Here is a 19,706-nt window from a genome sequence, read left to right on the forward strand (position 1 = left end):
GCGCGTTTTCGGGTTGGCCAGGGGCTCGTCGTGTGCCAGTCGAGTGCTCCGTGCCGGTCGACACAGTCTTCACAGGGCATGCTGGACCAAGGTGATTAAGATTAGCTTAGGTACCTGGACGAGCCGACCGCAATGGACCGTCGATCAGGGTGATCTTTTGCCAGATCTTTCGCGACAGATTGGAGCCCAAGGACTCGATGTCGTTGACGCCATCGACGACCACATCGTCGTTGACCGATTGCGCGAACAGCGCGGCGATCTTGCCGGTGATCGACAGCATTTCGGAGCAATAGTCGAGGTAGCGCGCGAGATCGGCACGGTCGGTTATGCGTGCCGGTGAATGCGATGTCGGCTTGAAATCGGTTGAAAGCGCTGCCGGATCCTTGGTCAGCTGATGCATGTCGATGACATGGATCAGCGATCGCAAGCCATGAAGCTTGCGAAACACCTGCTTGCGCTTGATGCGCTCCTCGGTCCGGATCAAGGCCAGGAAGCCGAGCATCGCGAGGATGATCATGTTGATCAAGGATTCGATGCCTTGCACCGACTGGATGGCGTCGTGGGTTCCCGAGATGCGGCCGAGCGGAAGGATGGTGCCGACGAACAGGAACATCAGCGCGCCGGCGGCAATGGTGACGATGACGACGCCGCGCAGCCACCAGATCGGCGCTTCCAGCGCCTTCGCCGCCTTGGCCAGATCACGCGACAGCGACACAAGTTCTATGGCGACGCCACGCAAGCCGGTATCGGGAAACCGCTCCGCGACGCGTTTTTCCAGTCGCTCGGCAGTTTCGATGATCAGTTTCGCATCAAGCGTGCGGTAGCGCATGGCTAGGGACCCGCCCGGCGCTCAGGATTCGGCCGGCGCATTGGTGCGTTTGCCGTAGCGGTTGGGTCCGGGATCACTTTTGAAAAAGGCCAGAATGACAAGGAGAATGGCGCCGACGATGAGAGAGATCAATGCGTAGTAGGTAGGCTTGCCGAAATCATGGAACCGCTTCGCCGTTAGCGCAAAGGTCGACCATGTCGAGACGACCACAGCGATCCACCAGGCGAGCGCCCAGTACTGACTTGCAGCAGTGCCCAACGGCGTTCGCGAGAACTGGTAGAGCAGGAAAAGCTGAGTGAGGAGCGGCAAAAGACCCGCCAAAACATAGGCGCTGGGGTTCACTCGCCCGGAAAGGCTGAAGAAAAGCCATAGAAATCGAGGTCTGTCGAGCAAGCGGGTAGGTCCGTTTTTTTGAAAAGATCAATCGCGAAGCAGTTCATTGATCGAGGTTTTGGAACGGGTCCTGGCATCGACCCGCTTGACGATGACGGCGCAGTAGAGGCTGGGACCCCAGTTTTCGCCTGGCACGTTCTTGCCCGGCATCGTGCCCGCCACCACCACTGAATTGGCTGGCACTTCGCCGTAGAAAACCTCGCCGGTGGCACGGTCGACGATCTTGGTCGACTGGCCGATGAAGACGCCCATGCCGAGTACCGAGCCTTCGCGCACGACGCACCCTTCAACCACTTCGGAGCGTGCGCCGATGAAGCAGTTGTCCTCGATGATGGTCGGGCCGGCCTGCATCGGCTCCAGCACGCCGCCGATGCCGACGCCGCCCGACAGATGCACATTCTTGCCGATCTGGGCACAGGAGCCGACCGAGGCCCATGTGTCGACCATGGTGCCGCTGTCGACATAGGCGCCGACATTGACGAAGGACGGCATCAGCACGGCACCTGGCGCGACGTAGGCGGAGCGCCGCACGATCGATGACGGCACGGCACGGAAACCTGCCTTCTCAAAGTCGATGGCGCTCCAGCCGTCGAATTTCGACGGCACCTTGTCCCACCACACGGCCTGGCCCGGACCACCCTTGATGATCTCCATCGGGTTGAGTCGGAACGACAGCAGCACAGCTTTCTTCAGCCACTGGTTGACATGCCATGTGCCGTCGGCCTGGCGCTCAGCAACGCGGACAACACCCCGGTCGAGCAGGTCGAGCGCCGCCTGGATGGCGTCGCGCGCTGCGCCGCGGGTTGCCGTCGAAATCGTCTCGCGTTCCTCGAAGGCGGTTTCGATGGTCTTTTCGAGGCTCGCCAGATCGGGCTTTGACATGAATTCGCTCCATTACCAAGCTGTTAAGGGGCCGCACCTTAACCTGTTTTGAAAGTCGCCGGACCCTATGTGAAGGCTTGGTGAGGGTCAATCGCGGCTGCGTCGCGGGACGGCGCAACTGAATAATTGGACGGGTAGGTAATATGACTCCTATGGAAAAGGCGGGGTGGACGCCGCTGCCGCATTCGGACGAGGATCTGGAGCGGTCGAAAAGCGTGCCGGACACGCCGCAGACGCGTGCCGAGACCTACCGGTTGGCATGGAACGATCCCGACTTCATGACACGGCGCGAATTGCGCGCGGTCAGGCTGCAGCTCGAACTGTTGAAGCCGGAGATGATCCTGGCCGAGCGCGGCATCGGCTCGACCGTCATCCTGTTCGGCGGGGCGCGCATACCCGAGCCGGGCGGTGAAGCCTGGGCGGCCAAGAACGAGACGCAGAAGGAAAACCTCGAGAAAAACAGCAAATATTACGAGGAAGCGCGAAAATTCGCCCGGCTCTGCTCGCAGCAGTCGGCCACCTCCTATTATCGCGAATTCGTCGTGGTGACAGGCGGCGGACCCGGCGTGATGGAAGCCGGCAACCGCGGCGCCGACGATGTCGGCGCCCCGTCGATCGGCCTCAACATCGTGTTGCCGCACGAGCAGGCGCCGAATGCCTATGTGACGCCGGAGCTCTGTTTCAACTTCCACTATTTCGCGATCCGCAAGATGCATTTCGTCATGCGCGCCAAGGCTGTCGCGGTGTTTCCCGGCGGCTTCGGCACGATGGACGAATTCTTCGAGACGCTGACCCTGATCCAGACCGGCCGCATGGAGCGCGTGCCGGTGATCCTGTTCGGCAAGGCTTTCTGGAAACGGGCGATCGATCTCGATTTCCTCGCCGAGCAAGGCACGATCACCCCTGGCGACCAGGACATCATCGATTTCGTCGACACCGCCGACGAAGCCTGGGGGATCATCAGCCGCTTCTATCAGCTCTAGGCCGCGGGCTTCGATCCGGCTTTACGAAGCTTACGGCTCAAGCGGTGATGTCGACGATCGCGGTGAGGAATTCGGCAAGATCGTCGGTGACGAAATCCACATCGTCCTCGTGGCCCGGGTCACGTTCCCAGATTTCGGAGAAGGTCGGCTCGAAGTTGCGCGGCACAACCAGCACCGTGGTCATGCCCAGCGATTTCGGCACGGACAGGTTGCGGGCCAGATCCTCGAACATCACCGCATTGTGGCCGGTGACCGCGTGGAGTTCCGCGAACTTCTCGTAGGTCTGGCGGGCCGGCTTAGGGTTCAGCCCGGCAGCGACGATATCGAAGATGTCGTCGAAATGATCGAGGATGCCGAGTTGGCGCGCGGTGCGTTCGGCATGCCTGCGGTCGCCATTGGTGAAGATGAACTTGCGGCCGGGAAGCTGGCGGATGGCGGTGCCGAGAACGGGATCGGGAACCAGCCAGGAATAGTCGATGTCATGGACCTTCTCGAGAAAGTCGTCGGGATCGATGCCGTGGCGCGCCATCAGACCGTTCAGCGTCGTGCCATATTCCCGGTAGAGTTCCTTCTGCAGCTTGCGGGCATCGTCGCGTGGCAGCGTCAGCAGTTCTCCGACATAGGCGGTCATCTTTACGTCGATCTGCGAGAACAGGTTCGAATGGTGCGGATAGAGGGTGTTGTCGAGGTCGAACACCCAGTCGGTGACATGGGCAAAGCGGGCGGGGTCCGGGAGCGTGGTCATGCAACCCCTTATGGCACGAAACAATGCTTTTGGCAGAGGCTTTATCCACAACTTATGCGCGTCATGGGTGGCGAAAATGGCCCGATGATTCAAATTTTAGGCATCGCCGAAAGGGGCCATTCAGGGCTTGCTGGCACACAGACGGTCCAGGGGGAACCAGCGATGAGCCGCATATTTCTGAAGTCTGCCGCCGTCGCTTTCGCCTCCCTCGCAGTCTCGCTGTTGTTGACGCTGATCGTCGTTCCGGCAATGGGCTTTCCGATCAACCGCACGATCTGGCTGACGTCCACGGTCTGCCCGCTGGTGCTCGCCTGGATCGCCAGCGCCTACACGTTCTGGCAGGGCGAGAGGTTGAAAGGCGCTCATCGCGACCTCGCCCGCGCTCATGCCCAGCTCGCCGCTGCGCATCGGCGCCTGTCGGAGAAGGCAAGCCGCGACGACATGACCGGCATGCTCAACCGCGAGAGCTTCTTCGCCGCCCTCGAGGCCACCCGGCGTAAATCCGATCGCGGTGCGTTGCTGATCATCGACGCCGATCACTTCAAGCTCATCAACGACAGCTACGGCCATCTGACCGGCGACGATGCACTGCTCCTGATTGCAAGCGCGATCGAGCGCGGCGTGCGCAGCGGCGACGTGATCGGCCGCATCGGCGGCGAGGAATTCGGTGCGTTTCTGGTCGGCGCCACCGAACAGGAAGCCAAACGCGTCGCTGAACGCATTCGCCGTGAAGTCGAGCTGATCCGCTTCCGTCCCGTCGATGAGCGGGTCATACCCCTCACCGTCAGCATCGGCGGTGTCACCTGCGGCGAGGATGCCGGCGTATCGGATCTGATGCGTGTCGCCGACCGCCGCCTTTACCAGGCCAAGGATCGCGGCCGCAATCTGACCATCCTGGACAGGGACGTTTCCGAAGCGGCCTGAACGCCCTTGCCTCGGCTTCCGGCCTGCCGATGGTTCCTAATCCCAGCGCGCCACCAACAACGCCCGCGCCGATCGGCTGCGAGCGTCCGAGCCGGGCCAGCGTCTAAAGTTTCGCCGGGTCGAGCACCGGCTTGCCCTTGTGGCGTCCGATGATCGCTGCCATGTCGGCGACGTTGTGGAAGGCATCGCGCAAAACGTCGAAGGACGGCAGCACGAAATAGGCGCGCTGGAACTTGTCGATCTCATAGCTGGTGCGCATTACCGTTTTCAGATCGAAGGGAACATGATGCGCGTCCTTGCTTTCAACCGCGAATTGAAGTTCGGCAAAGGACGACATCAGCCCGGCGCCGAAAGCCTTCAACGGTTGGCCGGCCTCCTGGATCAGCCCGTACTCGACGGTGTACCAGTAGAGGCGGCTGATCATCTCGTCGCCGCCGAGCGCGATCAGATGCTCGGCCTTCTCGCCATACATCTGCATGAAATCGGCAAAGACCGGCTGGGTCAGCACCGGCACATGGCCGAAGAAGTCGTGGAACATATCCGGCTCGACGATGTAGTCGAGCTCTTGTTTCGTCCGCAGCCAGTTGGTCACCGGGAAGCGCCGGGCTGCCAGGTGGACGAAGAAGGCCGGTGCCGGAATGAGGCCCGGCACGGCGACGATTTCCCAACCGGTAAGCTTGCGCAGCTTCTCGCTGACCACACCGAAATCCGGAATCCTGTCGAGCAGGCCCAGCGTGGCGACGCCGTCGAGATAGGACTGGTGTGCCAGCTTTTTGGTCAGCTTCGTCTGGCGGTCGCACAGTGTACGCCACACCGCCTGCTCATCAGCAGTGTAGTTGTAGCTCTGCTCAACGGTGAAATCGGCACGGCAGACCGAATAGTCGCCGCGAAGGCCTTGCGCCGCGCATTCGCGGGCGTAATCGGCAACGTTCATCGTCATGGCTGTTCTCCCTGGAAATCACGACTAACATCTTGAAAGTTTAGCCGGATCCGGTGAGGCAAATCCGCTTTGATGATGGCTCGAACGAGCGATTTGAGGTAAAAGCCACCACAGCAAAGCTGCAGGAGAGTGAAAGTGCCTCAGTTTGACGATTTTGAGATCAAGATGCTCGATGTCTTGCAGCGCGATGGGCGCAAGCCTGTGTCCGAACTGGCCCAGGTGATCGGCCTTTCGACGACGCCATGCGCGCGCCGCTTCGAGGCTCTTCAGAGCGCCGGCATCATCAAGCGCTTTGCCGCTGTGCTCAGCCGCCGCGCCATCGGCCTGATGGTCGAAGTGTTCATTCAGGTGCGCCTGGTGACCCACAGCGACGGGTCGCCTGAAACCTTTATCGCCGCCGTGCAGCGTATGGACGAGGTGTCGTCGTGCTGGACGATGACTGGCGACTACGATTTCCTGCTGCATGTGATGGTGCCGTCGGTCGACGAGCTCAACGCCTTTGTCATGCACCGGCTGATGCGGCTCGACGGCGTGCGCGACGTCCACACGCAGCTTGTGCTGCAGAACATCAAGGGGCCGGGCCACGTGCCGCTTGGACACCTCAGGCGATAAGTTCGCCCTGACGCCTGTTCAACCCTGGGTTTCTCACCGACAAGTTGCAGCCTGGGCTTACCGCACGATCAGTGTGCCGGCGCCGTGTTCGGTAAACAGTTCGAGCAGCACCGAATGCGGCGTCTTGCCATTGAGGATGACGACGCCTTCGACGCCGCGCTCGATCGCATCGATGCAGGTCTCGACCTTGGGGATCATGCCGCCCGACACCGTGCCGTCCTTGATCAAGGCCTTTGCCTCGGCGACGGTCAGTTCGTCGATGAGCTTCTTGTTCCTGTCGAGCACGCCGGGCACGTCGGTGAGGAACAGAAGGCGTGTCGCCTGGCAGGCGCCGGCGATAGCGCCGGCGAAGGTGTCGGCATTGATGTTGTAGGTGTGGCCGTCACGGCCCGGCGCCACCGGCGCCAGCACCGGGATCATTTCGGACCGCGCCAGAAGGTCGAGCAGGGTGCGGTCGACCTCGACCGGCTCACCGACGAAGCCGAGATCGAGCACACGCTCGATGTTGGAGTCCGGGTCGATCATGGTCTTGCGCGCCTTTTCGGCGAAAACCATGTTGCCGTCCTTGCCGCACAGGCCGATGGCCCATTCGCCCTCGGCATTGATCAGCGCGACGATCTCCTTGTTGATCGAGCCGGCCAACACCATCTCGACGATCTCGACCGTCTTCTGGTCGGTGACGCGCAATCCGCCCTCGAACTTCGATTCGATGCCCATCTTGCTCAGCATGGCGCCGATCTGCGGCCCGCCGCCATGCACGACGATCGGGTTGACGCCGGATTGTTTGAGCAGCGCGATGTCGCGGGCAAAGGCCTTGCCGAGCGCGATGTCGCCCATGGCGTGGCCGCCATACTTCACCACGACCGTCTTGTTCTCGTAGCGCTGCATATAGGGCAGCGCCCTCGAAAGCAGCGCGGCCTGCATTTCGGCGGTGGCGGCGAGGTCCGTCATTCGGCTTGGTTCCCAGCTTGGCATGAACGGCGGCGTCTTAGCGGGAATTGGAGCAGGGGGCAAACGGCTTTGCTGTCACGTCAGGTGAAATCGGCCTGCTTTCGTACCGGGCACCTGCAGTGGCGCCCGCCGCGCCAGCCATCCCGAAATCTTTTCCATTTGCGCGGCGAGGGACAACAAGGTCTCCTCGTCGCCGGGGCGGCCGGCGGCCTGGATGCCGAGCGGCAGGCCGGCATCGGTGACATGAACAGGCAGCGCGATCGACGGCTGGCCGCTGACGTTCTGGATTGCCGGCCAGTGGGTGAACCACAGGCTCTTGTCCATCAACTGGCCGAACAGCGGCTTGAATTTCAGCAAGCGGGCAAGCCGCAGCCTGTCGATCATTTCTTCCAGGAACGCATCTGCGCCTTTTGGATCCATCGCGCCGCAGGCTAGTGGCGGATGCGCGATGACAGGCATCAGCACGGCATCGTACCGCGCCGTCTCGATGATCAGCCGGCGCGAGGTGGCATGCAGCCGCTGCAGGCTGGCATAGATCTCGCCGGCCGAAAGGACTTCGCCGAAGGCGCTCATCACCCGCGTGGCGCGTTCGATATCACCCGAAATGGAGCGGCCGACGCGCAAGACCTCGCCGCGCATCGTGCCGGCCACCGCCGCGGCGACGGTTCTGGCGAAATCAGCGATGAAATCGCGATCGATATAGGGCAGGTCGATCTCCTCTATCGTATGGCCGCCTTCGCGCGCCAAAGCTATCGCAGTGTCCAGCGCCGCCAGCGTCTCGGCCGATATCGGCAGGCCGAGCGGCGATTTCCGGTAGACCGCCAGTTTCAGCTTGCCGGGGTCACGCACTGCTGCGGCGGCGAAAGTTCCTTTCGGCGTCGGCGCCGCATACGGCGACAGCGGATCGGGCCCATGCGTCAGGTCGAGCAGCAAGGCCGAATCACCGACCGAGCGGGAAACGGCGTGGTCGATGACCAGGCCGTACCAGCTTTCGCTGACCAGCGGCGTCAGCGGCACGCGGCCGCGCGAGGTTTTCAGCCCGACCAGCCCGGTGCAGGCGGCGGGAACGCGAATCGAGCCGCCGCCGTCCGAAGCATGTGCCACCGGCACGACGCCGGCCGCGACCAGCGCCGCCGCACCTCCAGACGAACCGCCGCTGGTATGGGCTGTATTCCACGGATTGCGGGTGATGCCGAAAGCGGCGGATTCGGTCATCAGCCTCAGCCCATGTTCGGGCGAGGTGCTGGTGGCGATCGGGACGAGGCCGGCGGCCAGATGGCGTTCGGTCATCACCGAGTCGAAATCGGCAACGAAAGCCGGAATGCGGCTGCCGCCGTGCGTCGGCACGCCTTTCATGGCGATGCCGAGATCCTTCAGCGCGAAGGGCACGCCGGCCAGCGGCAGCTTGCGGTCGATGGTTTTCGCCCGCGTCCGCGCCGCCTCGTAAAGCGGCTCGGCGATGGCATTGATGTCCGGGCGAGTGGCCTCGGCCCGCGCAATCGCCGCGTCGACGAGCTCCTGCGGCGAGATTTCTCCTTTGCGCACCAAGCCGGCCAGGGCGGTAGCGTCATGTTCCCACAGGGCCCGTTCGACCGACATTCTTGCTCCCCCAACTATCGGCAAGCTAGAGCATCGGATGCAAAAGTGGAAACCCGGTTTTGGGAAATCCGATGCTCAAAAGGTCGGCTCTTTCTCGTCAATGGAAGCCGACGGCGCTCCCGGTGCACAGGAACGCTTCCGCCGTTGCAATACATTGCAGTGGAATAATTTGGGGCAATTGCCTAATTTGGGCAATTGCTTAATTTGGCAGCCGATGACGCCGCAGGACATCAGCAACCTGATCGTCCGGACTTCGATGAAGGACCGGGCTGCGTTCGATCTGCTCTACCGGCAGACCAGCGCGAAACTTTTCGGCGTCTGCCTTCGTGTATTGAAGGACCGGGGAGAGGCGGAAGAGGCGCTGCAGGAGGTCTTCGTCAAGATATGGACGAAGGCGGACCGTTTCGCCGTTTCGGAGCTAAGCCCGATTTCCTGGCTGGTGGCCATTGCGCGCAATCACGCGATCGATCGGATAAGGGCGCGGCGAGAGCCTGCTGCCTATATCGACGCTGCGCTCGACGTCGCCGATCCGGCGCCGGGACCTGAGGCTGCGGCTGTTGCGGGCGGTGAATCCGGGCGCATCTATCGTTGTCTCGACGAATTGGAAAAGGACCGGGCGGCGGCCGTCCGGGGCGCTTATCTGGACGGCGAAAGCTATGCCGAACTGGCGGCGCGCCATGACGTGCCGCTGAACACGATGAGAACCTGGCTGCGGCGCAGCCTGTTGAAGCTCAGAGAGTGTCTTGAAAGATGACGCTGGCAGAGGATGACGGACCGGAATCTGGGGGCGACGACCTGTTTGCCGCCGAATACGTTCTTGGCGTCCTGGCCGCGGAAGAGCGCGAGATTGCGTCACGCCGCATCGACGCGGACGCCGCTTTCGCGCACCTTGTCGATGTCTGGGAGGCGCGTCTTTCGCCGATGGCCGACGCCTATCCGGAGACAGAGCCGCCGATCAGGGTCAAGGAGGCATTGGATCGCCGGCTGTTCGTCGCAGAGCCTCGCGCCGGCCTCTGGTCAAGCCTTGCCTTCTGGCGCGGTCTTGCAGCCGCTTCCGTCGCGGCGTTGGCGATCTATATCGCCGAGCCTTACCTCAACCCGCCGGCCGAGCCGCCGCGGCTCATCGCCTCGCTGGCTGCCGATGGCAGCGACGTCAGATACCTCGCCGTCTATGATGCCGCCCGTCGCGAGGTCGGCCTGTCGCATGTCTCCGGCGAGCGCGCCGCCGGCAAGGATTTCGAGCTTTGGATGATCGAGGGCAAGAATGCGCCGGTCTCTATGGGCGTCATCCCGGCCGGCCAGACCGCGCGTATGACCATCTCCCCGGCCGTGCAGGAAAAACTTGCGCAAGGCGCCGTGCTTGCGGTCAGCCTTGAACCGACCGGCGGTTCGCCGACCGGCCAGCCGACCGGCCCTGTGGTCGCTGCGGGCGATCTGAAGAGCATCTGATCGCCCCTGTCTGCTAATCACCCCGATCTGCCGATTTTTCGAGAAGATTTTAAATCTATCACCTGTGGTGACTTTGGCGGGGAAGCATGCAGGCTGTAAGAGTCCTGCCCTGAAAATCATGCTCGCCGTTATAAAAAATAAAATTTTCTCCTGAATGGGCGAAACTCGGGCATTTATCCCCCGTATCTCCTTGCGCCCCAAAGAGGGGAAAAAATAAACTGAGGAGATAGAAATAATGCGTAAGTTCGCCACACTTTTGCTTGCCGGAACGGTCGCCGTCTCCGCGCTTGCCACCGCCGCCTATGCCGAAAATCCGATGGTCGGCGGCGCCGCCATGTATGCCACCAGGAACATCGTCGAGAACGCCGTCAATTCGAAGGATCACACGACGCTGGTCGCGGCCGTCAAGACCGGCGGTCTCGTCGACACGCTGCAGAGTGCCGGTCCCTTCACCGTGTTCGCGCCGACCAACGAGGCCTTTGCCGCCCTTCCGGCCGGCACCGTCGATACATTGCTCAAGCCCGAAAACAAGGACAAGCTGGTCAAGATCCTGACCTGCCACGTCATCGGTGCCAAGGCGATGTCAGCCGACGTCGCCAAGATGGCCATGGACGATGGTGGCGCGCACAAGGTCAAGACGGTTGGGGGCTGCGAGCTGACGCTCAAGGCCGAAAACGGCAAGGTCACCGCGACCGACGAGAACGGCAATGTCGCCAATGTGACTGTCGCCGATGTCGAGCAGTCGAACGGCGTCATCCACGTCATCGACAAGGTTCTCCTGCCGAAGATGTAACGAAGCGCCCGTCGCCAGCGAACATATGGCTGAGGCTCCATGCCGAGTGCGCGGGTTTCCGCTTGCGTGACCCGCGCAATCGACAGGCGTACACTCCGCACCGTCCGCTGTAAGTGTGGGGCAGGTGCGGAGTGCCCGGTGTCGGGAGCTGGCCGTCACCGGCTTTTGATTTCCATGTGACGGTCGAATTTGGCAAACGGAAAGAGGAGGAATGGTGATGATCCGGCGCGACTTTCTTTGGAGCGGTGCCGCTGTGGCATTGTTGGCAGGCACGGCAGCAGCGCTGCGCATCGGCAGGCCGCAGGACGCACACGCGGCCGAAACCTTCGAGGTCACCAAGACCGAGGCCGAGTGGCGCGCCATCCTGTCCGATGCGGCTTTCAATGTGCTGCGCAAGGAAGGCACCGAATATCCCGGCACCAGCCCGCTGCTCAACGAACACCGCAAGGGCATCTTCGCCTGCGCCGGCTGCGACCTGCCGCTCTATTCCTCCGATACGAAGTTCGATTCCGGCACCGGCTGGCCAAGCTTCTGGCAGGAGATTCCCAACGCCGTCGGCATGACCGCGGACAGGTCCCTCGGAATGACCCGAACCGAAGTCCACTGCCGCCGCTGCGGCGGTCATCTCGGCCATGTCTTCGACGACGGCCCGCCGCCGACCGGCTTGCGTCATTGCATCAACGGCGTCGCCTTGACTTTTAAGCCGGCCACGGCCTGACCCACAGCGCCGCGTCCTTTGGGCGCGCAAAGTTGCTCAATCAGTGTCCGCCGCCTCCGCCCGCCGGCTCGGCCGGCTTGCGGATGACCATGGTGAAGATCGCCAGCGTCGCGAACAGCGCCGTCAACAGATAGAACACGTCCATGAAGGACAGCAGCGAAGCCTGCTGCTGGACCATGCCGGACAGTTTCGAGATCGCCGCCTTGGAGGCGTCGAGGCCGGCATTCTGCTGGAAGTCGAGCGTCATGTTCTGCAGCCTGGTCTGCGCCTCGGCGCTGCCCCATTGCACATGCTCGGCCAGCCTTGCGTAGTGGAAGGCGCTGCGGTCGATCAGCACGGTGTTGATGACGGCAAGGCCGACGGCGCCACCGAGATTGCGGGTGAGGTTGAACAGACCGGATGCATTCTTAAGCCGGTCAGGCGGCAGCGTTCCAAGCGCGATGTTGTTGATCGGCACCATGCACAGCATCATCGAGGCGCCGCGCAGGATCTGCGGCAGCAAAAGCTCCCAGAAATCCCAGTCTGCGGTCAGATAGGTCATCCGCCAGGTGCCGGCAGCGAAGCCGAAGAAGCCGATCATCATCATCAGCCGCGGATCCATCTTGCGCGACAGGATGCCGGAAATCGGCGCTGTGACGAACATCGCCAGGCCGCTGACGAACAGCGCCTCGCCGATCATCAGGGAGTCGTAGCCGCGGATGCGCCCCAGATACACCGGATAGAGATAGGTCAGGCCGTAGAGGCCGATGCCGATGACGAAGGAGAACAGCGAGCCGAAAGCGAAGTTGACGTTGGCGAAGGCCTTCAGGTCGACGATCGGCTCCTCGGCAGTGAAGGCGCGCCAGAAGAACAGCACCGCGCCGGCCGTCATCAGGATGGCGCAGATGAACACGGCCTGGTCCTGAAGCCAGTCGTTGTTGGGACCTTCCTCGAGCACAAATTCCAGCGAGCCGAGGAAAGCCGCCATGCCGGCGAGGCCCCACCAGTCGAACTTGCGGAACAGGCTGAGATTGGGCTTGTCGAAGTCGATCAGCGACCATGCGGCTGCGGTCACCATGATGCCGGGCACCACATTGATCAGGAACAGCCAGTGCCAGGACATGGCATGGCTGATATAGCCGCCGACAGTCGGGCCGATGGTCGGCGCCAGCGTCGCCACCAGGCCGATCATCGGCGACACCATGGCACGGCGCGACGGCGGGAAGATGGTGAACGCGGCAGCGAACACGCTTGGGATCATGCCGCCGCCGATAAAACCCTGGACGGCGCGGTAGACGATCATCTGGTCGATGTTGGTGGCGGTCGCCGCCAGCGCGCTCGCGGCGGTGAAGCCGGCCGCGGAGACGGTGAACAGCACACGCGTCGACAGCATCCGGCTGAGAAAACCGGACAGCGGGATCATGATGACTTCGGCGATGAGATAGGCGGTCTGCACCCACGGAATTTCGTCGGAGCTGGCGCTCAAGCCGGCCTGAATCTCGGCCAGCGAGGCCGAAACGATCTGGATGTCGAGGATCGCCATGAACATGCCGAACACCATCGCCAGGAAGGCGATGATGCGGCGTGTGGGAATGGTATCAGGCGTAGCCGGCCTCGCCGGCGGCGATCCTGCTGTCGAGGTTGCGGTTGCCACGGCATTGCTCCCAAGCGGCCGCTCAGTTCGACGCCGAAGGTGCGGTGCGGCTGTCGACGGCGACGACGACGCTGAGGCCGGCGCGCAGCTTGCCTGTCTTCAGCACATCCGCCGGCACGTCGATGCGAACCGGGACGCGCTGCACGACCTTGGTGAAGTTGCCGGTGGCGTTTTCCGGCGGCAGCAGCGAGAACACCGCGCCGGATGCCGGCGCCAGCGACGAGACGGTGCCTTCGAAATCCTGGCCGTCGATCGCGTCGACCGAAATCCTGACCTTTTCACCAGGCACCAGCCGGGCAAGCTGGGTCTCCTTGAAATTGGCGACGATATAGAGCTTGTCCATCGGCACGATGACGGCGAGCTTCTGTCCGGGGCTGATCAGGTCGCCCTGCTCGACCGAGCGGTTGCCGACGACACCGTCATAGGGCGCGCGCAGCACGGTGAAGGACAGGTCGCGTGCGGCCTTGTCCCTGGCAAGCTGCAGCGACGCCAGCGTGCTTGCCGTCTCCGCGCGCTGCGCTTGGAGCACACCGATATTGGCCTCAGCCGCCGCGATCTGGGCGTCGGCACCGACAAGGGCGGCATTGGCCTGCTCGACCGCGGTCTGGGCATCGTACAGTTGGGCCTGGGTGCCGACATGTGTCTTGAGCAATTGGGCGGCGCGCGCTTGGACACGCGCCGCATTGGCGGCGGCGGCCTGGTGGGCGGTCTTCTGCGCCTGCGCCTGCTCGAGCGAGGCGCGCGCCGCCTCGGTCTGGGCGTCGATACGATCGAGCGTCTTGCTCAAGGTGGCGATCTGCGCCTCGGCCTGGGCGACCGCTATTTTGTAGTCGCCATTGTCGACGACCAGCAGCGGGTCGCCGGCCTTGACCTGCTGGTTCTCGGTCACCTTGACCTGATCGACATAGCCGGAAATTTTCGGCGAAATGAACGCCATGTCGGCCTGGACATAGGCGTCGTCGGTGGAGATCATGAAACGCCCGTCGGTCCAGTAATCATAGCCATACCAGGCGCCTGCGCCCAGCAAGCCAAGCGCAATGATCGGCAACAGAAAGGAGCGTGCCGAGCGTTTCTTTTTGGCCGGCGCCTCGGCCGGAGGGCTTGTTGCGGGCTCAGTCGGTGGGTTCGGCGCTTCGATTGCCGGCGCAACCTTGGCGTTGGGGAAGGGACGGACTTCGGCGGTTGGGGTCGCGTTCGAGGACATGGCATCTCTCTTGGCATCGCTAGAAACCGGGCATCAGACTGAACCGTTCGGTTCGATGTTGACGTTGACTTAGCGCGGTGAGAGGCCCATATCAAGGATGATCGAACCGATCGGTTCGAATTTTTTTCGAGGTGTGACGTTATGACCGAGCCCGACAAGGACCAGTGCGATCCGCTGGATGGCCTGCGTCGCGGCCGCCCGGCGGCGGGACAGGACCCGGTCAAACGCAGCCAGATCATCGAGGGCGCACGTCGTGTCTTCATCGACAAGGGCTTCGAAGCGGCGTCGATGAACGACATCACCCGTGAGGCCGGCGTTTCCAAGGGCACGATCTATGTCTACTTCGCCAACAAGGAAGAGCTGTTCGAGGCGCTGATCGAGGAAGAGCGCGGCACGATCTTCAAGAATATGTACGATCTGCTCGACCGCGCCGACGACCTTCGCGAGACGCTGGTGAAGTTCGGCAAGGTGCTGTCCCTCAAGATCACCTCGGCCAAGGTGGTCCAGGCGCAGCGCACCGTGATCGGCGCGTCCGACAGGATGCCCGAACTTGGTGCGCGTTTTTACGAACGCGGCCCGAAACGCGGCCACGACAAGGTCGTTGCTTTTCTCAATGCCGCCATCGAGCGCGGCCTGCTCGAGATCGACGATGTCGATCTTGCCGCCTATCAGTTCACCGAACTGTGCCTGGCGGGTCTTTTCCGTCAGTGCATATTCGCCTACCGCACCAAAGCCCCGAGCCAGGATGAAATCGACCACATCGTCAGGTCGGGCGTCGGCATGTTCCTGAAGGCTTACGGCACCGAAAGGCTTGTCACGGAAGAAAGCACCCAGACGATCGCCCTGGAGGCAAAGTCCTAGAGCATTTTGCAGCCAAGTGGAATCACTTGGCGTCGCAGAAATGCGGCTAAAAACAAATAGATAGAGCGGGATGCCAGTTCAATTTGAACGCATCCCGCTCTAGCCGCCATTGGCCGCCAGCACGATCGCCGCGCGCAATTCCTCGAGTCCCTCGTTCTTTTCCGACGATGTGGCGAGGACGAACGGAAACGCGGCCGGCCGCTTCTTGATCTTCTGCAGTGTCTCTTCGATCAATCGCGGCACGCCGGCCGTCTTGATCTTGTCGGTCTTGGTCAGCACGATCTGATAGGACACCGCCGCCTTGTCGAGCAGCGACAGCACTTCGTCATCCTTGGCCTTGATGCCATGGCGGGCGTCGATCAGCACGTAGACGCGCTTCAGGGTGACACGGCCTTTGAGATAGTCGAAGACGAGTTTCGTCCAGTCGTCGACCTTTTCCTTGGGCGCGGTGGCGTAGCCGTAGCCTGGCATGTCGACCAGCGCCATCGGCGGCAGGTCGGCGCCTTCGCCGGAAAACCCGCCCGGAACGAAATAGTTGAGTTCCTGCGTCCGCCCTGGCGTATTGGACGTGCGCGCCAGTCCCTTCTGATTGACCAGCGCGTTGATCAGCGACGATTTGCCGACATTCGAGCGGCCGGCAAAGGCGATCTCCGGCGGTCCTTCCGGCGGCAGGAACTTCATCGCCGGCACGCCGCGGATGAAGATCCACGGCCGCGTGAACAGCTCGATGCCGATCACGGACTTGTTAAACGCGTTCAAACCGCTGCCTCCAGAACAGAAATATCGGCGCCACGAATGGCATTGAGGTTGCGGCTGATCTTTTCCACCGGCCAATCCCACCACGCCGCCGCCAAAAGCCGCCGGATGGTCCTGTCGTCGAAACGCATCTTCACCACCTTGGCCGCATTGCCGGCGACGATCGCATAGGGCGCCACGTCATGCGTCACCACCGACTTTGCCGCAACGATGGCGCCATCGCCGATCGCCACGCCGGGCAGGATCGCCGCTTCCATGCCGATCCATACATCATTGCCGATCACTGTGTCGCCGCGCAATTCCTTCGACCAGGTCGCCGGATCGAAACCCTCTTCCCAGCCATGACCGAAGATGTTGAACGGATAGGTCGAAAAGCCGGACATGGCATGATTGGCGCCGTTCATGATGAAGCGCGCGCCCTCGGCGATGGCGCAGAACTTGCCGATGATCAGCCGGTCGCCGATGAATGGATAGTGATGCAGCACGCATCGCTCGGCGAATTTGTCCGGCCCGTCCGGATCGTCATAATAAGTGAAGTCGCCGATCTCGATGTTCGGCGCCGTGACCAGCCCCTTCAGGAAGCCGACGCGGCTATGCATCGGGATCGGGTGCTTGATGTTGGGGTTGGGTCCGATCATGGTCTGGCTCCATCGACGAAACAACAGGTCAAAATAGTGCGATCCGCCCGGCAGCACGGACCGCGTGCGCAGCGGATCATCCTTACCTGTTCATCGACGCAGCGCTCCTGAAACGACAGCGGAGCTTATAGGTCGCGGCGGCGTCTACCGCCGCGCCGGGGCTTTCCTGGATTCGGCAGAAGGCAGCGCCTTCTATTCCGCCGGCGACGGTTTCTTCCGGAACAGCGCGACCAGATTGTCCCACAATTCGATCTTGGCGCCCTGCCGCTTCATGATCACGCCTTGCTGGATAATCGAAAGCAAATTGTTCCAGGCCCAGTAGATGACGAGGCCGGCCGGAAAACCCGCCATCATGAATGTGAAGACCACCGGCATCCAGGTGAAGATCATGGCCTGCGTCGGGTCCGGCGGCGTCGGGTTCATGCGCATCTGCAGGAACATGGTCAGGCCCATGATCAGCGGCCAGACGCCGATCATCAACATATCCGGCAGCGCGATCGGAATGAGGCCGAACAGGTTGAAGATCGAGGTCGGATCGGGCGCCGCCAGATCCTGGATCCAGCCGAAGAACGGTGCGTGCCGCATCTCGATGGTGATGTAGAGCACCTTGTAGAGCGCAAAGAAGACCGGGATCTGCAGCGCCACCGGCCAGCAGCCGGCGAGCGGATTGATCTTCTCGGTCTTGTAGAGCTCCATCATCGCCTGTTGCTGCTTCATCTTGTCGTCCGCGTATTTCTCGCGGATCTCGAGCATCTTGGGCTGCACCTTCTTCATGTTCGCCATCGACGCGTAGGACTTGTTGGCGAGCGGATAGAAGGCGGCCTTGACGACGACGGTGGTGGCCAGGATGGCCAGGCCGAAATTGCCGAAGAATTTGTACATCGTGTCGATCAGATAGAACATCGGCTTGGTGATCCAGATGAACCATCCCCAGTCGATCAAACGGTCGAACAGCCTGATGTTGCGGTCTTCCGCATAGGCGTTGACCTTGGCCACTTCCTTGGCGCCGGCGAAGATTTCGCTCTCGACTGTCGCCGACTGGCCGGCATCGACGGTGATCGGGTCGGTGAGGAAGTCGGCCTGGTAGCGCGGGCGGCCGTCCTCGAAATAGGCGTAACGCGGCTGGAACTGCTGCTTCTCGGTCGGCACCAGCGTCACCGCCCAGTATTTGTCGGTGATGCCCAGCCAGCCATCGGTCGACTTGCTCGGCGTGAACTGCTTGTCCTCCTCGATCGACGAATATGTGTGTTCCTGCAGGCCTTCCGTGCCGGTGACGCCGATCAGCCCCTCATGCAGCACATAGATGCTGGCAACGGCAGGCTTGTCGAAGCGGGTGACACGGCCGTAATTCGACAGGGTAATGGCGGCCGACCCCGAATTCTGCACCGTGTCCGACACCGTGAACATGTAGTCGCCGTCGACGGAGAAGGTGCGCTTGAAGGTCAGGCCCTTGTCGTTGGTGAAGCTCAGCGTGACCGGGGTCGCCGGCGTCAGCGTCGCATTGCCGTCGACGGTCCACACGGTTTCCGGGCCCGGCACCGTGCCGGTCTTGTCGCTGCCGATAAAGCCGATCTCGGCATAGTAGCCCGTAGGCAGCGCTGCCGGGTTGAGCAGTTCGATCTCGGGCGAGTTCTTGTCGACCGTCAGCCTGTAGTGCTTGAGCTTGAGGTCGTCGAGACGGGCGCCGGCGAGATTGATCGAGCCCTCCAGGCTCGGCGTGTCGATCCTGACGCGCTTCGTCGACGCCAGCGCCTGTTCGCGGCTGGCCAGCGTCGTGCCGTCAGTTCCAGGTGCATTGGGTGCATTGGGAATGGCGCCTTGCTGCGGCACCGGCGTGTCGCTGCCGCCCGGACTGGCGGCTTCGGCCGCCTTCTTCTGCTCCGCTAGCCGCTGCTCTTCGATACGGGCCGCCTCGCGTTGCGCCTCGCTGTGCGGCAGCACGTAAAAATACTGCCAAAGCGACAGGATCAGCACCGACAGCGCGATGGTGATGAAGAAGTTCCGGTTGTTTTCCATCGAAAGCCTTGGCCTATCGTGTTCCGCGCAGTCGGCGTGAGAGTTCGGCCTTCAACTGACCGAACGGAATGGCAAGCACATCTTCGCGCCCGACGATGACATAGTCATTGCCTGGCTTCATGTCATCCGCGGCATGCGTACGCACGGCTTCTCTCAGCCGCCGCCGGATGCGGTTGCGGACGACTGCGTTGCCGACCTTCTTGGTGACCGTGTAGCCGACGCGAGGCGCCGCTGCGTCGCTGCGGTCGAGAACCTCGACGAGAAAAAGCCGCCCGCGGCGCTTTTCGCCACGCCGGACGGCCAGAAATTCCGCGCGCTTCAGAAGCCGCTTGGGATGTGCTCCCACTGGCTTGCCGGTTGCGGGCAACGATCTCGTCTTCCGTTCAGGCGCTGAGCCGCTTGCGGCCGCGGTTGCGGCGGGCTGCGACGACGCCACGACCACCCTTGGTGGCCATGCGGGCACGAAAACCGTGCCGGCGTTTGCGGACGAGTTTGGACGGTTGGTAGGTACGCTTCATTTGTTTTAATACCGCGGGGTGCGGCCCTTCTTGATTCTGTCACTCTGTAACAGGAGCTTTGCCCGGCCGGCTTTGGCGCGATCGAAACCGCGCCGGGACGAATGGCCCGAGCGTGAGCGGGCTTATAGAAAGAAGGGTTTTGGAAGTCAATCCGGGGCCGACACCGGCCCCGACATTCCGGCGTCTCGGGCCAACGGCTGGCGTGTGGCCGAGGTCTGGGCGGTCTTATCACTGATTGGGACGAAGGATGAAATTGGCAAAA

The 19,706-nt window shown here is 62.3% G+C and carries 22 protein-coding genes; 8 read left to right on the top strand and 14 right to left on the bottom strand.

The window, feature by feature from the left end:
• Nucleotides 1-106: 106 nt before the first annotated feature.
• The 3 genes from AC0L2M_RS10835 to dapD are packed head-to-tail and all read right to left on the bottom strand — an operon-like array spanning nucleotide 107 to nucleotide 2,104.
• Nucleotides 107-829, bottom strand: coding sequence for a hypothetical protein (locus AC0L2M_RS10835; protein WP_473534825.1), 723 nt, complete (start codon nucleotides 827-829; stop codon nucleotides 107-109).
• Nucleotides 830-850: 21 nt separating this feature from the next.
• Nucleotides 851-1,222, bottom strand: a complete 372-nt coding sequence (locus AC0L2M_RS10840; RefSeq protein ID WP_027152133.1) for a DUF805 domain-containing protein — start codon at nucleotides 1,220-1,222, stop codon at nucleotides 851-853.
• 27 nt (nucleotides 1,223-1,249) lie between these two features.
• Nucleotides 1,250-2,104, bottom strand: a complete 855-nt coding sequence (gene dapD / locus AC0L2M_RS10845) for a 2,3,4,5-tetrahydropyridine-2,6-dicarboxylate N-succinyltransferase (RefSeq protein WP_287345581.1) — start codon at nucleotides 2,102-2,104, stop codon at nucleotides 1,250-1,252.
• A gap of 143 nt (nucleotides 2,105-2,247) precedes the next feature.
• On the opposite strand from dapD, the gene AC0L2M_RS10850 reads away from it, so the two are divergent.
• Complete coding sequence (locus AC0L2M_RS10850; protein ID WP_287345580.1) at nucleotides 2,248-3,087, top strand: LOG family protein; 840 nt, start codon at nucleotides 2,248-2,250, stop codon at nucleotides 3,085-3,087.
• A 37-nt stretch (nucleotides 3,088-3,124) separates the two neighbouring features.
• Here the strand turns inward: AC0L2M_RS10850 and AC0L2M_RS10855 are convergent, their stop codons facing one another.
• Entirely contained in the window at nucleotides 3,125-3,832 is a 708-nt protein-coding gene (locus AC0L2M_RS10855) for a pyrimidine 5'-nucleotidase (protein WP_023801574.1), read from the bottom strand.
• 162 nt (nucleotides 3,833-3,994) lie between these two features.
• On the opposite strand from AC0L2M_RS10855, the gene AC0L2M_RS10860 reads away from it, so the two are divergent.
• Nucleotides 3,995-4,756, top strand: a complete 762-nt coding sequence (locus tag AC0L2M_RS10860) for a GGDEF domain-containing protein (RefSeq protein ID WP_023801575.1) — start codon at nucleotides 3,995-3,997, stop codon at nucleotides 4,754-4,756.
• A gap of 103 nt (nucleotides 4,757-4,859) precedes the next feature.
• Here AC0L2M_RS10860 and phhA read toward each other — a convergent pair whose 3' ends face one another.
• A complete protein-coding gene (gene phhA / locus AC0L2M_RS10865; RefSeq protein WP_473534826.1) occupies nucleotides 4,860-5,696 on the bottom strand; it encodes a phenylalanine 4-monooxygenase in 837 nt (278 codons plus the stop codon).
• 135 nt (nucleotides 5,697-5,831) lie between these two features.
• Between phhA and AC0L2M_RS10870 the strand changes: the two genes are divergently transcribed.
• Entirely contained in the window at nucleotides 5,832-6,308 is a 477-nt protein-coding gene (locus AC0L2M_RS10870) for an Lrp/AsnC family transcriptional regulator (RefSeq protein ID WP_287065917.1), read from the top strand.
• A 57-nt stretch (nucleotides 6,309-6,365) separates the two neighbouring features.
• Here AC0L2M_RS10870 and argB read toward each other — a convergent pair whose 3' ends face one another.
• Together argB and AC0L2M_RS10880 are read right to left on the bottom strand one after the other, a co-directional pair.
• Nucleotides 6,366-7,259, bottom strand: a complete 894-nt coding sequence (gene argB, locus AC0L2M_RS10875) for an acetylglutamate kinase (RefSeq protein ID WP_128184988.1) — start codon at nucleotides 7,257-7,259, stop codon at nucleotides 6,366-6,368.
• Between the two features lie 75 nt (nucleotides 7,260-7,334).
• Nucleotides 7,335-8,858, bottom strand: coding sequence for an amidase (locus AC0L2M_RS10880; RefSeq protein ID WP_473534827.1), 1,524 nt, complete (start codon nucleotides 8,856-8,858; stop codon nucleotides 7,335-7,337).
• A 214-nt stretch (nucleotides 8,859-9,072) separates the two neighbouring features.
• On the opposite strand from AC0L2M_RS10880, the gene AC0L2M_RS10885 reads away from it, so the two are divergent.
• From AC0L2M_RS10885 to msrB, 4 genes are all read left to right on the top strand, one after another.
• A complete protein-coding gene (locus AC0L2M_RS10885) occupies nucleotides 9,073-9,612 on the top strand; it encodes a sigma-70 family RNA polymerase sigma factor (RefSeq protein ID WP_128170241.1) in 540 nt (179 codons plus the stop codon).
• Nucleotides 9,609-10,307, top strand: a complete 699-nt coding sequence (locus AC0L2M_RS10890) for an anti-sigma factor (RefSeq protein WP_473534828.1) — start codon at nucleotides 9,609-9,611, stop codon at nucleotides 10,305-10,307. The genes AC0L2M_RS10885 and AC0L2M_RS10890 overlap by 4 nt, the downstream gene beginning before the upstream one ends.
• Before the next feature lie 235 nt (nucleotides 10,308-10,542).
• Nucleotides 10,543-11,100: a fasciclin domain-containing protein gene (locus AC0L2M_RS10895; RefSeq protein ID WP_128170233.1), complete on the top strand. Its 558-nt coding sequence runs from the start codon at nucleotides 10,543-10,545 to the stop codon at nucleotides 11,098-11,100.
• A 217-nt stretch (nucleotides 11,101-11,317) separates the two neighbouring features.
• Nucleotides 11,318-11,818 (top strand): peptide-methionine (R)-S-oxide reductase MsrB, encoded by a 501-nt coding sequence (gene msrB, locus AC0L2M_RS10900; RefSeq protein ID WP_128170234.1) that lies wholly within the window; start codon nucleotides 11,318-11,320, stop codon nucleotides 11,816-11,818.
• Nucleotides 11,819-11,858: 40 nt separating this feature from the next.
• Here the strand turns inward: msrB and AC0L2M_RS10905 are convergent, their stop codons facing one another.
• Nucleotides 11,859-13,391, bottom strand: a complete 1,533-nt coding sequence (locus AC0L2M_RS10905; protein ID WP_287238507.1) for a DHA2 family efflux MFS transporter permease subunit — start codon at nucleotides 13,389-13,391, stop codon at nucleotides 11,859-11,861.
• A gap of 82 nt (nucleotides 13,392-13,473) precedes the next feature.
• Nucleotides 13,474-14,655 (bottom strand): HlyD family secretion protein, encoded by a 1,182-nt coding sequence (locus tag AC0L2M_RS10910; RefSeq protein ID WP_473534829.1) that lies wholly within the window; start codon nucleotides 14,653-14,655, stop codon nucleotides 13,474-13,476.
• A 141-nt stretch (nucleotides 14,656-14,796) separates the two neighbouring features.
• Between AC0L2M_RS10910 and AC0L2M_RS10915 the strand changes: the two genes are divergently transcribed.
• On the top strand, nucleotides 14,797-15,516 hold the full coding sequence (locus AC0L2M_RS10915; protein ID WP_287173293.1) for a TetR/AcrR family transcriptional regulator: 720 nt from the start codon (nucleotides 14,797-14,799) through the stop codon (nucleotides 15,514-15,516).
• Between the two features lie 99 nt (nucleotides 15,517-15,615).
• On the opposite strand, the gene yihA is transcribed toward AC0L2M_RS10915, so the two are convergent.
• The 5 genes from yihA to rpmH all read right to left on the bottom strand — a co-directional run bounded on the left by yihA (nucleotide 15,616) and on the right by rpmH (nucleotide 19,444).
• Complete coding sequence (gene yihA / locus AC0L2M_RS10920; protein WP_473534830.1) at nucleotides 15,616-16,275, bottom strand: ribosome biogenesis GTP-binding protein YihA/YsxC; 660 nt, start codon at nucleotides 16,273-16,275, stop codon at nucleotides 15,616-15,618.
• A complete protein-coding gene (locus tag AC0L2M_RS10925) occupies nucleotides 16,272-16,910 on the bottom strand; it encodes a CatB-related O-acetyltransferase (RefSeq protein ID WP_023801588.1) in 639 nt (212 codons plus the stop codon). The genes yihA and AC0L2M_RS10925 overlap by 4 nt, the downstream gene beginning before the upstream one ends.
• 192 nt (nucleotides 16,911-17,102) lie before the next feature.
• A complete protein-coding gene (yidC, locus tag AC0L2M_RS10930; RefSeq protein WP_128175791.1) occupies nucleotides 17,103-18,926 on the bottom strand; it encodes a membrane protein insertase YidC in 1,824 nt (607 codons plus the stop codon).
• A 13-nt stretch (nucleotides 18,927-18,939) separates the two neighbouring features.
• A complete protein-coding gene (gene rnpA / locus AC0L2M_RS10935) occupies nucleotides 18,940-19,293 on the bottom strand; it encodes a ribonuclease P protein component (RefSeq protein ID WP_128175793.1) in 354 nt (117 codons plus the stop codon).
• Nucleotides 19,294-19,309: 16 nt separating this feature from the next.
• Complete coding sequence (gene rpmH / locus AC0L2M_RS10940; RefSeq protein ID WP_008833937.1) at nucleotides 19,310-19,444, bottom strand: 50S ribosomal protein L34; 135 nt, start codon at nucleotides 19,442-19,444, stop codon at nucleotides 19,310-19,312.
• Between the last annotated feature and the right edge of the window lie 262 nt (nucleotides 19,445-19,706).

The organism is Mesorhizobium sp. WSM4806, from assembly GCF_055811635.1.

Bases quoted from the DNA above. Each gene is read 5' to 3' on its own strand.
- AC0L2M_RS10835 (WP_473534825.1), bottom strand. From the start codon at position 829: ATGCGCTACCGCACGCTTGATGCGAAACTGATCATCGAAACTGCCGAG.
- dapD (WP_287345581.1), bottom strand. From the start codon at position 2,104: ATGTCAAAGCCCGATCTGGCGAGCCTCGAAAAGACCATCGAAACCGCC.
- AC0L2M_RS10850 (WP_287345580.1), top strand. From the start codon at position 2,248: ATGACTCCTATGGAAAAGGCGGGGTGGACGCCGCTGCCGCATTCGGAC.
- AC0L2M_RS10855 (WP_023801574.1), bottom strand. From the start codon at position 3,832: ATGACCACGCTCCCGGACCCCGCCCGCTTTGCCCATGTCACCGACTGG.
- AC0L2M_RS10860 (WP_023801575.1), top strand. From the start codon at position 3,995: ATGAGCCGCATATTTCTGAAGTCTGCCGCCGTCGCTTTCGCCTCCCTC.
- phhA (WP_473534826.1), bottom strand. From the start codon at position 5,696: ATGACGATGAACGTTGCCGATTACGCCCGCGAATGCGCGGCGCAAGGC.
- argB (WP_128184988.1), bottom strand. From the start codon at position 7,259: ATGACGGACCTCGCCGCCACCGCCGAAATGCAGGCCGCGCTGCTTTCG.
- AC0L2M_RS10880 (WP_473534827.1), bottom strand. From the start codon at position 8,858: ATGTCGGTCGAACGGGCCCTGTGGGAACATGACGCTACCGCCCTGGCC.
- AC0L2M_RS10885 (WP_128170241.1), top strand. From the start codon at position 9,073: ATGACGCCGCAGGACATCAGCAACCTGATCGTCCGGACTTCGATGAAG.
- AC0L2M_RS10890 (WP_473534828.1), top strand. From the start codon at position 9,609: ATGACGCTGGCAGAGGATGACGGACCGGAATCTGGGGGCGACGACCTG.
- AC0L2M_RS10895 (WP_128170233.1), top strand. From the start codon at position 10,543: ATGCGTAAGTTCGCCACACTTTTGCTTGCCGGAACGGTCGCCGTCTCC.
- msrB (WP_128170234.1), top strand. From the start codon at position 11,318: ATGATCCGGCGCGACTTTCTTTGGAGCGGTGCCGCTGTGGCATTGTTG.
- AC0L2M_RS10910 (WP_473534829.1), bottom strand. From the start codon at position 14,655: ATGTCCTCGAACGCGACCCCAACCGCCGAAGTCCGTCCCTTCCCCAAC.
- AC0L2M_RS10915 (WP_287173293.1), top strand. From the start codon at position 14,797: ATGACCGAGCCCGACAAGGACCAGTGCGATCCGCTGGATGGCCTGCGT.
- AC0L2M_RS10925 (WP_023801588.1), bottom strand. From the start codon at position 16,910: ATGATCGGACCCAACCCCAACATCAAGCACCCGATCCCGATGCATAGC.
- yidC (WP_128175791.1), bottom strand. From the start codon at position 18,926: ATGGAAAACAACCGGAACTTCTTCATCACCATCGCGCTGTCGGTGCTG.
- rpmH (WP_008833937.1), bottom strand. From the start codon at position 19,444: ATGAAGCGTACCTACCAACCGTCCAAACTCGTCCGCAAACGCCGGCAC.